This window comes from Streptomyces sp. NPDC053755 (assembly GCF_040677675.1).
GTDB lineage: Bacteria > Actinomycetota > Actinomycetes > Streptomycetales > Streptomycetaceae > Streptomyces.
In genome coordinates this window covers 79,852-92,884 of the sequence record NZ_JBFASK010000014.1, presented here as the reverse complement: position 1 = coordinate 92,884, position 13,033 = coordinate 79,852, and the positions used below count along the sequence as shown (strand labels likewise).

Here is a 13,033-nt window from a genome sequence, read left to right as displayed (position 1 = left end):
GACCAGCATGTGACCAGTGGGTAAGGTCGACGCGTGCCGAAGCCGCTCAGTCTCCCGTTCGACCCCATCGCCCGCGCCGACGAACTCTGGCAGCACCGCTGGGGACCGGTCCCCTCGATGGCCGCGATCACCTCGATCATGCGGGCCCACCAGATCCTCCTCGCCGAGGTCGACGCCGTGGTCAAGCCGTACGGACTGACCTTCGCGCGGTACGAGGCCCTGGTGCTGCTCACCTTCTCCAAGGCCGGCGAGCTGCCGATGTCCAAGATCGGCGAGCGGCTGATGGTGCACCCCACCTCCGTGACGAACACGGTCGACCGGCTGGTGCTGTCCGGCCTCGTCGCGAAGCGGCCCAACCCCAACGACGGCCGCGGCACCCTCGCCTCGATCACCGAGAAGGGGCGCGAGGTGGTGGAGTCGGCCACCAAGGACCTGATGGAGATGGACTTCGGGCTCGGGGTGTACGACGCCGAGGAGTGCGGCGAGATCTTCGCGATGCTGCGGCCCCTGCGGGTCGCGGCGCACGACTTCGACGAGGCGTAGCGGGGGAGGCGCCGGGACGGGGGCCCGGGCGAAGATCGCCCGGAACGTGCCGTTACGCTCGACGCCATGAAATCCAGCGTGCTGACCCGTTACCGCGTGATGGCGTACATCACCGCCGTCATGCTGCTCGTGCTGTGCACCTGCATGGTCTTCAAGTACGGGTTCGACATGGGCGAGGACGTGACCTTCGCGGTCTCCCAGACCCACGGTGTCCTCTACATCATCTATCTGATCTTCGCCTTCGACCTGGGCTCCAAGGCGAAGTGGCCGTTCGGCAAGCTCCTGTGGGTGCTGCTGTCCGGGACGATCCCCTTCGCCGCGTTCTTCGTCGAGCGCAAGGTCGTCCGCGAGACGCTTCCGCTGGTCAGCGGCGCGCAGCCGGCCCCGGCCAAGGTCTGACGCGAACCCCCGCACGGATGTGCGGGGGTTTCCCATCGACATTTACTAGGACGTCCTAGTAAATTCGAAGCATGGACGCTGACGCGATCGAGGAAGGCCGCCGACGCTGGCAGGCCCGCTACGACAAGGCCCGCAAGCGCGACGCCGACTTCACCACGCTCTCCGGGGACCCGGTCGAGCCCGTCTACGGGCCCCGGCCCGGCGACGCCTACGAGGGGTTCGAGCGGATCGGCTGGCCCGGTGAGTACCCCTTCACCCGCGGCCTGCACCCCACCGGGTACCGCGGCCGCACCTGGACCATCCGCCAGTTCGCCGGCTTCGGCAACGCCGAGCAGACCAACGAGCGCTACAAGATGATCCTGGCCGCCGGCGGCGGCGGGCTCTCGGTCGCCTTCGACATGCCGACGCTCATGGGCCGCGACTCCGACGACCCGCGCTCGCTCGGCGAGGTCGGCCACTGCGGCGTCGCCATCGACTCCGCCGCCGACATGGAGGTCCTCTTCAAGGACATCCCGCTCGGCGACGTCACCACCTCCATGACCATCTCCGGGCCGGCCGTGCCCGTCTTCTGCATGTACCTGGTCGCCGCCGAGCGCCAGGGCGTCGACCCGGGCGTGCTCAACGGCACGCTCCAGACCGACATCTTCAAGGAGTACATCGCCCAGAAGGAGTGGCTCTTCCAGCCCGAGCCGCACCTGCGCCTGATCGGCGACCTGATGGAGCACTGCGCGCAGGGCATCCCCGCCTACAAGCCGCTCTCCGTCTCCGGCTACCACATCCGCGAGGCCGGGGCGACGGCCGCGCAGGAGCTCGCGTACACCCTCGCCGACGGCTTCGGCTACGTCGAGCTGGGGCTGAGCCGCGGCCTCGACGTCGACGTCTTCGCCCCCGGTCTCTCCTTCTTCTTCGACGCGCACCTCGACTTCTTCGAGGAGATCGCCAAGTTCCGCGCCGCCCGCCGGATCTGGGCGCGCTGGATGAAGGAGGTCTACGGCGCCAAGACCGACAAGGCCCAGTGGCTCCGCTTCCACACCCAGACCGCCGGTGTCTCCCTCACCGCCCAGCAGCCGTACAACAACGTCGTACGGACCGCGGTGGAGGCCCTGTCCGCGGTCCTCGGCGGCACCAACTCGCTGCACACCAACGCCCTCGACGAGACCCTGGCGCTCCCCAGCGAGCAGGCGGCCGAGATCGCGCTGCGCACCCAGCAGGTCCTCATGGAGGAGACCGGCGTCGCCAACGTCGCCGACCCGCTGGGCGGTTCCTGGTACGTCGAGCAGCTCACCGACCGGATCGAGGCCGACGCCGAGAAGATCTTCGACCAGATCAGGGAGCGCGGCCGGCGCGCCCACCCGGACGGGCAGCACCCGATCGGGCCGATGACCTCCGGCATCCTGCGCGGGATCGAGGACGGCTGGTTCACCGGCGAGATCGCCGAGTCCGCCTTCCAGTACCAGCAGTCCCTGGAGAAGGGCGACAAGCGGGTCGTCGGCGTCAACGTCCACCACGGCTCGGTCACCGGCGACCTGGAGATCCTGCGGGTCAGCCACGAGGTCGAGTGGGAGCAGGTCCGGGTCCTCGGCGAGCGCAAGGGCCGCCGTGACGACGCCCGCGTCCGCGCCTCGCTGGACGCGATGCTGGCGGCGGCCCGGGACGGCTCGAACATGATCGGTCCGATGCTCGACGCGGTACGGGCCGAGGCCACGCTCGGCGAGATCTGCGACGTGCTCCGCGAGGAGTGGGGCGTCTACACCGAGCCGCCCGGCTTCTAGGGCGTGCAGAACGAAGGGGGGCACCGGCCGGCCGGTGCCCCCCTTCGCCGTCGCCGGGGCCTCGGGCCCGGGCCGCCGGTCAGCCCGCGGTCGCCGCCGCGCCGAGGCCGCCGATCAGGAGGGCGGACAGGCGCCGCACCCACTCCGCGTCGACCGGCTCCGCGCTCACCAGGGACCGGTGCACCACCGCCCCGGCGATCACGTCGAAGATCAGGTCGTCGGTGGCGTCCATCGCCTCGGGGTCCCGGTCGGCGGGGAGCTCGCCCCGGTCCTGGGCGCGCTGGCGGCCCTCCAGGACCAGACGCTTCTGCCGGTCCACGATCGAGGCGCGGATGCGCGCGCGCAGCGGCTCGTCGCGGGTGGACTCGGCGACCACCGCCATCAGGGCCGTCTTCGTCTCCGGCCGCTCCAGCAGCGCCGCGAACTGGAGCACCACGTTCTCGATGTCGGCCCGCAGGCTGCCGAGGTCGGGGAGTTCGAGTTCGTCGAAGAGGACGGCGACGGCGTCGACGACGAGTTCGTTCTTGTTGGCCCACCGGCGGTAGAGCGTGGTCTTGGCGACCCCCGCCCGTGTCGCGACGTCCCCCATCGTGAGCTTGGACCAGCCCAGCTCCACCAGGGCGGCGCGCGTCGCCTCGAGGATCGCCGTGTCGGCCTCGGGGGAGCGGGGGCGACCGGGACGTCCCGCGGCGCGGGGTCGGGAGCTGGTGCGGCTACACATGGGGACCGACCATACCCGCCGGTAGGTCTTGCGCCAGAGGGTGGCGATGTGAGCCAGTTCACCGAGGCCGTCTTCCCTCGGCCGCCGTCGGGCAGTTACGCTACGACCTGTAGCGAAAGGCTCTGAGCGGCCCCAGCGACAACCACTGCACCGGGTGGGGACCCGGTGCGATCCACACGAGGAACCGTGTCGTCCCCACGTCTCGCACACCGGCGGGAGGCCTGCGGACGGCACGGTTCAGCCATGGCTTACCGGTTACGCGCGCGGAAGGGGGAGGATGTACCCATGCAGCCCCGAAACATGTCCATGAGCGGCGTCGTCGACCTCGCCGCGGTGAAGGCGGCCGGAGAGGCCAAGGCCAAGGCGGAGCAGGCGCGCGCCGAGGCCGCCCGGCAGGGTGGCCCGTCGGCCGTCGCCCCCTCCGCCCTGGTGATCGATGTCGACGAGGCAGGCTTCGAACGCGATGTCCTGCAACGCTCCGCCGAGGTTCCGGTCGTCATCGACTTCTGGGCCGAGTGGTGCGAGCCGTGCAAGCAGCTCGGCCCCCTGCTGGAGCGGCTGGCCGTCGAGTACAACGGCCGTTTCCTCCTCGCGAAGGTGGACGTCGACGCCAACCAGATGCTGATGCAGCAGTTCGGCATCCAGGGAATTCCGGCCGTTTTCGCGGTGGTCGCCGGGCAGGCGCTGCCGCTCTTCCAGGGTGCGGCCCCCGAGGCCCAGATCCGTCAGACCCTCGACCAGCTGATCCAGGTCGGCGAGGAGCGCTTCGGTCTCACCGGCATCGCCGTGGACCCGGAGGCCGGCGAGGCCCCGGCGGCCCCGGTCCCGGCCGGTCCGTACGACGCCCTCCTCGAAGCGGCGATGTCCGCGCTGGACGCGGGCGATCTGGGCGGCGCGGTCCAGGCGTACAAGAACGTGCTGAGTGACGATCCGGCCAACCCCGAGGCCAAGCTGGGTCTCGCCCAGGCGGAGCTGCTGGCGCGGGTGCAGGACATGGATCCGCAGCAGGTGCGGAAGGACGCGGCCGACAACCCGGCCGACGTGCACGCGCAGATCGCCGCCGCCGACCTGGATCTGGTGGGCGGTCACGTCGAGGACGCCTTCAGCCGGCTGGTGGACGCCGTGCGGCGTACGGCCGGCGAGGAGCGGGACGCGGCGCGGCTGCGGCTGCTGGAGCTGTTCGAGGTGATCGGCCCGGACGACCCGCGGGTGACCGCCGGCCGGCAGTCCCTCGCACGCGTGCTGTTCTGACCGTTTTCGCCCTCCAGGACCCCGCCGATTTGGCGACACAGTGACATAACGCGGCCGCGCTTTACCAAAACTTGGTAAACGCGGCCGCTGTTACTTGCAGTAAATCGAACCCGAGGATCTGTCCGGGTTTCAACCTCATCCTCCTGATGTACGGAGCACGTCAACCGCACCCAGCGTGCCCGGTCGACATCGCCCTGTCGTGGCCCGGTTATCAGGCCGTTACTAGTGAGTAACGAGCCCCCTTGTGCCCCGGCCCGTAATGGACCACGATCGGCGACGCTCGGTCCGATACCGCACCAGCCCGGCAACCACCCGGGTCCGCGGCGAGGGTCCCCACCGAGCGGGCCGGCGGCAGTGGCGCCGGTCCTGGACAGGGGGGTTCCTGCCCTCACCGGCAGGGCCTGTCCAGTGCGGTTGCGCGCAAGGCGTGGCCAGTGGTTGTCGCTCGGGGGTGATCGCCGGTGATTCGGACGCGCATCGTGCCCGACGCCCGGCGCCTGCCTTCCCGAGGACGTAGCACTTCTCCCATCCCAGGACGGGCCCCGGCCCATCCGGAGATGTACGTCCGAGAAGGAGGAATTCTCATGAAGTCCCAGGTTCGTGGCGGGACCAGATGGAAGCGGTTCGCCGTCGTCATGGTGCCGAGTGTGGCCGCGACGGCCGCCATCGGTGTCGGCCTGGCCCAGGGCGCGCTGGCCGCGTCCTTCAGCATCTCCGGCCAGGAGTTCAAGGTTAAGGCCGACAGTCTTGTCGGTAAGGACTTCGTCCAGTACGGCAGCGTGGCGTCCGGCAAGGACCTGCACGGCAAGCCGTTCGCGGCCCCGGTCGCCGTCTCGGGCTTCTCCGAGGCCTGGATCACCAACATGTGCCAGTCCGTCGTGACTCCGGACGTGCCGTTCATCGGCAACGTCTCCCTGGAGCTGCGCGCCGGCACGGAGGCTCAGAAGCCGGTCTACGCGAAGGGCATCTACCTCGATGTCTCCTCGCTGAAGGCCGACGCCGAGTTCGGCAACATCGACATCGGCGTCGCGGCGGGCCAGCTCCCGAAGCAGAAGGGCAAGCCGGGTATCCAGCCTGACACCCAGGCGAACCCGTACGGCTTCTCGCAGCGCGCCGAGGACGCGACGCTGACGGGCGTGGAGCAGACGGCGTGGGCCACCACCGCCGCCACCTTCAAGCTTCCCGACCTGAAGCTGAAGCTGCACAAGGGCACCAAGGAGTGCTTCTAGGAGTAGCCCTCCTCGACGGACGGGGCCGTTCCGTGCGGCCCCGTCCGTTCCGGGGGACTCGCTCTCCCTTTCACCACTCTTCTCAGCAACACCGCTTCCAGGGAGCTGTTTTCCATGAGCGCCGAGTCCACTGGTTCCCGCGGATTCCACTACTGGCGGCTGCGTTTCCGCGCCTGGCGGGGCAACCGCCCGTTCTGGGGCGGCCTGTTCACCATGATCGGCGGTGTTCCGATCGCGTATCTGCCCTACGGCGACATGCGGCTCGGCAACATGACGCTGGCCATGGCGACCACGGCCGGCGCCGGAGCACTGATCATCGGCGTTCTGCTCATCACGCTCGGCCTGACGATGTGGTTCCAGCCCGTCGTGCGGGTGTTCGCGGGCGTCGCGGCGATCGTCCTGGGGCTCGTCTCCATCCCGGTCTCGAACTTCGGCGGCCTCGTCGTCGGGTTCATGTGCTCGCTCATCGGCGGCGGACTCTCCGTCTCCTGGGCGCCGGGCGTACCGGTGGAGCAGTCCACCGGGCAGACCGACGGCGTAGCCGTCCCGCACGAGCACGAGTACGACGGTCCGCCGCTGGGCCCCGAGGGGCACGAGGGACACCACGCCCTCGGAGCCGTCACGGTCCCGGAGCAGCGCGCCGGTCAGGAGCCGGACCCGCTGCCGGGCCCCGGTGCGCAGGCGACCGAATCGACGATCGACGTCAACGGCGGGAGGAACAGTGCGGGGTGACGAAACACAGTCGGCGCAGTCGGCGACGGCTGCGGGCGACGCCACTCTGGCAAGGAGGGGTCCGCGGCACGCGGCCCCGCGCAAGTCGCTGCTGAACAAGATCCAGGGGCCCGCGGGCAAGGCGATGGCCCTGGCGGCCATGCCGACGGCGGTCCTCATGGGCATGGGCATGGCTCCCAAGCTGGCTCTCGCCGACGAGAAGGACATCCCCTTCGCTCCCGGTCCGTGCGTGACCCGCTCGGACGAGCCGGTGGACGAGGAGTCGACGAAGCCGACCGAGAAGCCCACGCCCAGCGCGAGCGCCGACCGGACGCCGGAGCCCGACCCGGAGCCCACCGAGGAGCAGGAGACGCCCGCACCGGACGTCACGCCCTCGGCGGACGAGACGGCGAAGGCCGGAGCCGCGCAGAACACCGCCCCCCAGCAGTCGGCGACTCCGGCGCCCACGCCCACCCCGACGCAGAGCGTCAACCCGCTCGACCCGCTGGGCGTCGGCGAAAAGATCAAGGACTTCTTCGACGGGCCCGACGCCACGCCGTCGGTCACTCCGTCGCCGACGGCCACCACCCCGGCCGAGAAGCCGACGACCGCTCCGACCACGGCTCCCACGACCGCTCCGACGCAGGGCACGTCCTCCGGGGCCGAGGCCCCGGCCGACAGGACCAAGGACGCGATCAAGGAGGCCGCCGACAAGGCGGGCGCCGAGGTCAAGGAGCTGCCGGAGGACGCCAAGGGCCTCGACGCCAAGAAGGACGAGGACATACCCGACGGCGCCAAGCCGCGCTTCCCGTGCCCGGAGCCCGACCCCGAGGCGCTGGCGGCGGCGGAGCTGGAGCCCGGCATCCCGCTCCTGCCGGACGAGCCCTGGAAGCTGAACAGCACCCTGCTGACGCTCAAGGGCCTCAAGTACCACGGCATCGTCGAGGTGAAGACCGGCAGCGGCAAGATCAAGAAGGTGCTGAAGTTCACCGCGAGCGACGGTGTCGACATCAAGGACCTGCACCAGCGCACGGTGCACTCCGAGGGTCACACCGGCCACGTCCGCTCGGACGCGGGCTCGACGTCGACCATCCGCAACGGCACGGTGACCATGTACACGGAGCAGCTGAAGGGCAACCTCTTCGGACTGATCCCGATCACCTTCAACCCGCAGAGCCCGCCGCCCCTCGACGTGCCCTTCGCGTTCTTCACCGGCGTGGAGGTCATCCAGGCCGGCCAGTTCGGCGGCACCCTCAAGGTGCCCGGCCTGCGCAACACGATCGAGCCGAGCTGACCGCACGGGAGACCCCTGCGGGATTCCGCGCACATGACGAGGGCCCCCGTCCGAACCGGACGGGGGCCCTCGTCATGTGCGCGGGGCGGGGCGCCGCGCGTCAGTCGCGCTGCTGGCCGCCCAGGTGGTGCACCCGGACCATGTTCGTGGTGCCGGGGACACCGGGGGGCGAGCCGGCGGTGATGACCATGGTGTCGCCGTCGTTGTAGCGCTGGAGCTTCAGCAGCTCCGCGTCGACGAGGTCGACCATCGCGTCCGTGTTGTCCACGTGCGGGACGACGAAGGACTCGACGCCCCAGCTCAGGGTGAGCTGGTTGCGGGTGCTCTCGTCCGTCGTGAAGGCCAGGATCGGCTGGGCCACGCGGTAGCGGCACAGCCGGCGGGCGGTGTCGCCGGACTGGGTGAAGGCGATGAGCGCCTTGCCGCCCAGGAAGTCCGCGATCTCGCAGGCCGCGCGGGCCACCGAGCCGCCCTGGGTGCGCGGCTTCTTGCCGGGCACGAGGGGCTGGAGGCCCTTGGAGAGCAGCTCCTCCTCGGCCGCGACGACGATCTTCGACATCGTCTTCACGGTCTCGATCGGGTAGGCGCCCACGGAGGACTCCGCCGACAGCATGACCGCGTCCGCGCCGTCCAGGATCGCGTTGGCCACGTCGGAGGCCTCGGCGCGGGTGGGACGCGAGTTGGTGATCATCGACTCCATCATCTGGGTGGCGACGATGACCGGCTTGGCGTTGCGGCGGCACAGCTCCACGAGGCGCTTCTGCACCATCGGGACCTTCTCCAGCGGGTACTCCACGGCGAGGTCGCCACGGGCCACCATGACCGCGTCGAAGGCGGCGACGACGCCCTCCATGTTGTCGACGGCCTGCGGCTTCTCGACCTTGGCGATGACGGGGACCCGGCGGCCCTCCTCGTCCATCACCTTGTGGACGTCCTTGACGTCGTCGGCGTTGCGGACGAAGGAGAGGGCGACCATGTCGCAGCCCATGCGGAGCGCGAAGCGGAGGTCCTCGACGTCCTTCTCGGACAGGGCCGGGACGTTGACCGCCGCACCGGGCAGGTTGATGCCCTTGTGGTCGGAGATGACACCGCCCTCGACGACGATCGTCTTGACCCGCGGGCCCTCGACCTCGACGACCCGCAGTTCGACGTTGCCGTCGTTGATCAGGACCTGGTCGCCCTTGGACACGTCGCCCGGAAGACCCTTGTACGTGGTGCCGCAGACGGACTTGTCGCCCGGGACGTCCTCGGTGGTGATGGTGAACTCGTCACCGCGCACCAGCTCGACGGGACCCTCCGCGAAGGTCTCCAACCGGATCTTGGGGCCCTGGAGGTCGGCGAGCACACCCACGGCGCGGCCGGTGTCCGCCACCGCCCTGCGGAGACGGTCGTACCGCTCCTGGTGCTCGGCCTGGGTTCCGTGGCTCATGTTGAATCGGGCCACGTTCATGCCGGCCTCGATGAGAGCCTTCAGCTGCTCATACGAGTCGACGGCGGGGCCCAGCGTGCAGACGATTTTGGAACGGCGCATGAGGCGGATCCTATCGGTTTGTTTCACTGCGGAATATTCCGGCTGGCGGAAAGTACAAATGGGCGGGGTCCCGCTCAGGCGTTCACTTCCCCGTGCACCAGTGCGTAGCTCTGCCGGGCGATCTCCAGCTCCTCGTCGGTCGGCACCACGGCGACTGCGACCCGTGCGTACTCCGGCGAGATCAGCCGCGCCTCGTCGGAGCGGACGGCGTTCAGGCCGGCGTCCACCGCCAGGCCCAACTCCTCCAGGCCGGCGATGGCAGCCTCCCGTACGGGAGCCGCGTTCTCGCCGACACCCGCCGTGAACGCCACCGCGTCCACCCGCCCGAGTACCGCGTAATACGCCCCGATGTACTTCTTCAGCCGGTGGATGTAGATGTCGAAGGCCAGTCGCGCCCGCGCGTCGCCCTCGTCCACCCGGCGGCGGATCTCCCGCATGTCGTTGTCGCCGCACAGGCCGACGAGGCCGCTCCGCTTGTTGAGCAGCGTGTCCACGTCGTCGTCGGACATGCCCGCCACCCGCTTGAGGTGGAAGGTGACCGCCGGGTCGACGTCGCCCGAGCGGGTGCCCATGACCAGGCCCTCCAGCGGGGTGAGGCCCATCGAGGTGTCCACGCACCGGCCGCCCCGGACGGCGGACGCCGAGGCTCCGTTGCCCAGGTGGAGCACGATCACGTTCACCTCCTCCGGCGCTCTGCCGAGCAGCCGGGCCGTCTCGCGGGACACGTAGGCGTGCGAGGTGCCGTGGAAGCCGTAGCGGCGGATGCGGTGCGCGTCGGCGGTCTCCACGTCGATCGCGTACCGGGCCGCGTACTCCGGCATCGTCGTGTGGAAGGCGGTGTCGAAGACGGCCACCTGCGGCAGGTCGGGGCGCAGCTCCATGGCCGTCCGGATGCCCGTGAGGTTGGCGGGATTGTGCAGCGGCGCCACGGGGACCAGACGCTCGATCTCCGCGAGCACCTCGTCGGTGATCACGGTCGGCGCGCTGAACCGCAGCCCGCCGTGCACCACGCGGTGCCCGATCGCGGCGAGCTCCGGGGATTCCAGGCCCAGCCCGTCCGCCGTCAGCTCCTCGGCCACCGCCTTCAGCGCGGCCGCGTGGTCGGCGATCGGGCCGCTCCTCTCGCGCCGCACGCCCCCACCGCCCTGGAGCGGGGTGTGGACCAGCCGCGAGGTCTCCTCCCCGATCCGCTCCACCAGGCCGACCGCGAGCCTGCTGCCGTCCCGCATCTCGAGGAGCTGGTACTTCACCGACGAGGAGCCGGAGTTGAGGACGAGGACGCGCGTGGCGTGAGGGGCCGAGCCGGGCTCGTCGGGCCGGGCGGAGACGGGGGCCGGGCGGGCGGTCATGCGGGGAGCTCCTGAACCTGGGACTGGATCGCCGTGATGGCGACCGTGTTGACGATGTCGCTGACGAGCGCGCCGCGCGAGAGGTCGTTGACGGGCTTGCGCAGACCCTGGAGGACCGGTCCGACGGCCACCGCGCCGGCCGAGCGCTGCACGGCCTTGTAGGTGTTGTTGCCGGTGTTGAGGTCGGGGAAGATCAGCACGGTCGCCTGCCCCGCCACCTCCGACTCCGGCAGCTTGGTCGCCGCGACCGACGGCTCGACCGCGGCGTCGTACTGGATCGGGCCCTCGATGCGCAGCCCCGGGTGGCTCTGGCGCACCAGCTTCGTCGCCTCGCGGACCTTGTCCACGTCGGCGCCGGAGCCCGAGGTGCCGGTGGAGTACGAGAGCATCGCGATCCGCGGTTCGACGCCGAAGCGGGCCGCGGTCGCCGCCGACTGCACGGCGATGTCGGCGAGCTGCTCGGCGTCGGGGTCCGGGTTGACCGCGCAGTCGCCGTACACCAGCACCTTGTCGGCCAGGCACATGAAGAAGACGGAGGAGACGATCGAGGCGTCCGGCTTGGTCTTGATGATCTCGAAGGCCGGGCGGATGGTCGCCGCCGTGGAGTGCACCGAGCCGGAGACCATGCCGTCGGCCAGGCCCTCCTCGACCATCAGCGTGCCGAAGTAGTTCACGTCCGCCACCACGTCGTACGCGAGTTCCACCGTCACGCCCTTGTGGGCGCGCAGCCCGGCGTACTTCGCGGCGAAGGAGTCGCGCAGCTCGGAGGTGTGCGGGTCGATCAGCTGCGTGGACGGCGAGGAGAGGTCGATGCCGAGGTCGGCGGCCTTCTTGCGGATCACCTCGACGTCGCCGAGCAGCGTCAGGTCGCAGACGTCCCGGCGCAGCAGTACGTCGGCGGCGCGCAGCACCCGCTCCTCGGTTCCCTCGGGCAGCACCACCCGGCGGCGGTCGGCACGGGCCTGTTCGAGCAGGTCGTGCTCGAACATCATCGGGGTCACCCGGCCGCTGCGGGCCACCGAGATCCGCTTCAGCAGATCGGCCGTGTCCACGTGCCGCTCGAAGAGCCCGAGCGCGGTCTCCGCCTTGCGTGGGGTCGCCGCGTTCAACTTCCCTTCCAGGCCGAAGAGTTCGGCTGCGGTGGGGAAGCTGGTGCCGGGCACCGAGATGACCGGGGTGCCGGGCGCGAGCCGGGCGGCCAGGGTCAGGATCGCCTCGCTCGGCCGCTCGTCGAGGGTGAGCAGCACCCCGGCGATGGGCGGCGTGCCCGCCGAGTGGGCGGCGAGCGCGCCCACCACGAGGTCGGCGCGGTCCCCGGGCGTCACCACCAGGCACCCCGGCGTCAGCGCGTCGAGGAAGTTCGGCAGCATCGCGCCGCCGAAGACGAAGTCGAGGGCGTCCCGGGCCAGGCCCGCGTCGTCGCCGAGCACGATCGAGGCACCGAGCGCGTGGGTGATCTGGGAGACGGTCGGCGCGGCGAGGGCCGGCTCGTCGGGCAGGACGTAGCACGGCACGGGCAGCCGGGCCGAGAGCCGCTCGGCGATGGCCGCCCGGTCGTCCGCGGTCACCCGGTTGACGATCATGGCGAGGACGTCGCAGCCCAGCACGTCGTAGGCCCGGAAGGCGTTGCGCGCCTCGGCCCGCACGGACTCGGAGGTCTGCCCCTTGCCGCCCACCACCGGTATCACCGAGGCGCCGAACTCGTTGGCCAGGCGCGCGTTGAGCGCCAGCTCGTCGGGGAGCTGCGTGCCGGCGTAGTCGGTACCGAGGACGAGCACGACCTCGTACTCCCGCGCGACCCGGTGGAAGCGTTCGACGAGGAGGGAGACCAGCTCGTCCGTGCCCCGCTCCGCCTGGAGCGCGGCCGCCTCGTGGTAGTCCATGCCGTAGACCGTCGCCGCGTCCTGGGAGAGCCGGTAGCGCGCCCGCAACAGGTCGAACAGGCGGTCGGGCCCGTCGTGCACCAGGGGCCGGAACACCCCCACCCGGTCCACCTGGCGGGTCAGGAGCTCCATGACTCCCAGCTCGACGACCTGCCGGCCGTCTCCGCGGTCGATCCCGGTCACGTACACGCTCCGCGTCACGCCGTGGTCTCCTGTCCGATCCGTCAACCGAGTGCGTTGCGCAAGCCCGATAGGGCGGCAATGCCCTCTTGACAATACCTCCGCGGGTGGGTAGGACGCCCGCCGGGCGAAAGGCCCGAAAGAAGGGGACGAAGGGCCCCCGGACCGTC

11 protein-coding genes are annotated in these 13,033 nt (G+C 70.6%); 7 read left to right on the top strand and 4 right to left on the bottom strand.

Annotated features, from left to right (window positions below; translation table 11 throughout):
- The first annotated feature begins 33 nt into the window (after positions 1–33).
- The 3 genes from AB0K65_RS16130 (at position 34) to AB0K65_RS16120 (ending at position 2,714) form a co-directional block, all read left to right on the top strand.
- Positions 34–543, top strand: a complete 510-nt coding sequence (locus AB0K65_RS16130; RefSeq protein ID WP_365716813.1) for a MarR family transcriptional regulator — start codon at positions 34–36, stop codon at positions 541–543.
- Positions 544–609: 66 nt separating this feature from the next.
- A complete protein-coding gene (locus AB0K65_RS16125; protein ID WP_365716811.1) occupies positions 610–942 on the top strand; it encodes a DUF3817 domain-containing protein in 333 nt (110 codons plus the stop codon).
- A 71-nt stretch (positions 943–1,013) separates the two neighbouring features.
- Positions 1,014–2,714, top strand: coding sequence for a methylmalonyl-CoA mutase family protein (locus tag AB0K65_RS16120; protein ID WP_365716809.1), 1,701 nt, complete (start codon positions 1,014–1,016; stop codon positions 2,712–2,714).
- 79 nt (positions 2,715–2,793) lie between these two features.
- Here the strand turns inward: AB0K65_RS16120 and AB0K65_RS16115 are convergent, their stop codons facing one another.
- Positions 2,794–3,435, bottom strand: a complete 642-nt coding sequence (locus AB0K65_RS16115) for a TetR/AcrR family transcriptional regulator (protein WP_365716807.1) — start codon at positions 3,433–3,435, stop codon at positions 2,794–2,796.
- A 285-nt stretch (positions 3,436–3,720) separates the two neighbouring features.
- On the opposite strand from AB0K65_RS16115, the gene AB0K65_RS16110 reads away from it, so the two are divergent.
- The 4 genes from AB0K65_RS16110 (at position 3,721) to AB0K65_RS16095 (ending at position 7,920) form a co-directional block, all read left to right on the top strand.
- Positions 3,721–4,686 (top strand): tetratricopeptide repeat protein, encoded by a 966-nt coding sequence (locus tag AB0K65_RS16110; RefSeq protein WP_365716805.1) that lies wholly within the window; start codon positions 3,721–3,723, stop codon positions 4,684–4,686.
- A gap of 584 nt (positions 4,687–5,270) precedes the next feature.
- Entirely contained in the window at positions 5,271–5,915 is a 645-nt protein-coding gene (locus AB0K65_RS16105) for a DUF6230 family protein (protein WP_365716803.1), read from the top strand.
- Positions 5,916–6,029: 114 nt separating this feature from the next.
- Positions 6,030–6,647, top strand: a complete 618-nt coding sequence (locus tag AB0K65_RS16100; RefSeq protein ID WP_365716801.1) for a DUF6114 domain-containing protein — start codon at positions 6,030–6,032, stop codon at positions 6,645–6,647.
- Positions 6,637–7,920 carry a hypothetical protein gene (locus AB0K65_RS16095; protein ID WP_365716799.1) on the top strand — a complete coding sequence of 428 codons (1,284 nt, stop codon included), beginning with the start codon at positions 6,637–6,639 and terminating at the stop codon, positions 7,918–7,920. Before AB0K65_RS16100 ends, AB0K65_RS16095 begins: the two co-directional genes overlap by 11 nt.
- A 100-nt stretch (positions 7,921–8,020) precedes the next feature.
- On the opposite strand, the gene pyk is transcribed toward AB0K65_RS16095, so the two are convergent.
- The 3 genes from pyk to pta all read right to left on the bottom strand — a co-directional run bounded on the left by pyk (position 8,021) and on the right by pta (position 12,884).
- A complete protein-coding gene (gene pyk, locus AB0K65_RS16090) occupies positions 8,021–9,451 on the bottom strand; it encodes a pyruvate kinase (RefSeq protein WP_365716797.1) in 1,431 nt (476 codons plus the stop codon).
- 74 nt (positions 9,452–9,525) lie between these two features.
- Complete coding sequence (locus tag AB0K65_RS16085) at positions 9,526–10,800, bottom strand: acetate kinase (RefSeq protein ID WP_365716795.1); 1,275 nt, start codon at positions 10,798–10,800, stop codon at positions 9,526–9,528.
- Entirely contained in the window at positions 10,797–12,884 is a 2,088-nt protein-coding gene (gene pta / locus AB0K65_RS16080) for a phosphate acetyltransferase (RefSeq protein WP_365716793.1), read from the bottom strand. The genes AB0K65_RS16085 and pta overlap by 4 nt, the downstream gene beginning before the upstream one ends.
- Positions 12,885–13,033 lie beyond the last annotated feature (149 nt).

Coding starts and splice junctions, on each gene's coding strand:
- AB0K65_RS16125 (WP_365716811.1), top strand. CDS start 610: ATGAAATCCAGCGTGCTGACCCGTTACCGCGTGATGGCGTACATCACC.
- AB0K65_RS16120 (WP_365716809.1), top strand. CDS start 1,014: ATGGACGCTGACGCGATCGAGGAAGGCCGCCGACGCTGGCAGGCCCGC.
- AB0K65_RS16115 (WP_365716807.1), bottom strand. CDS start 3,435: ATGTGTAGCCGCACCAGCTCCCGACCCCGCGCCGCGGGACGTCCCGGT.
- AB0K65_RS16110 (WP_365716805.1), top strand. CDS start 3,721: ATGCAGCCCCGAAACATGTCCATGAGCGGCGTCGTCGACCTCGCCGCG.
- AB0K65_RS16105 (WP_365716803.1), top strand. CDS start 5,271: ATGAAGTCCCAGGTTCGTGGCGGGACCAGATGGAAGCGGTTCGCCGTC.
- AB0K65_RS16100 (WP_365716801.1), top strand. CDS start 6,030: ATGAGCGCCGAGTCCACTGGTTCCCGCGGATTCCACTACTGGCGGCTG.
- pyk (WP_365716797.1), bottom strand. CDS start 9,451: ATGCGCCGTTCCAAAATCGTCTGCACGCTGGGCCCCGCCGTCGACTCG.
- AB0K65_RS16085 (WP_365716795.1), bottom strand. CDS start 10,800: ATGACCGCCCGCCCGGCCCCCGTCTCCGCCCGGCCCGACGAGCCCGGC.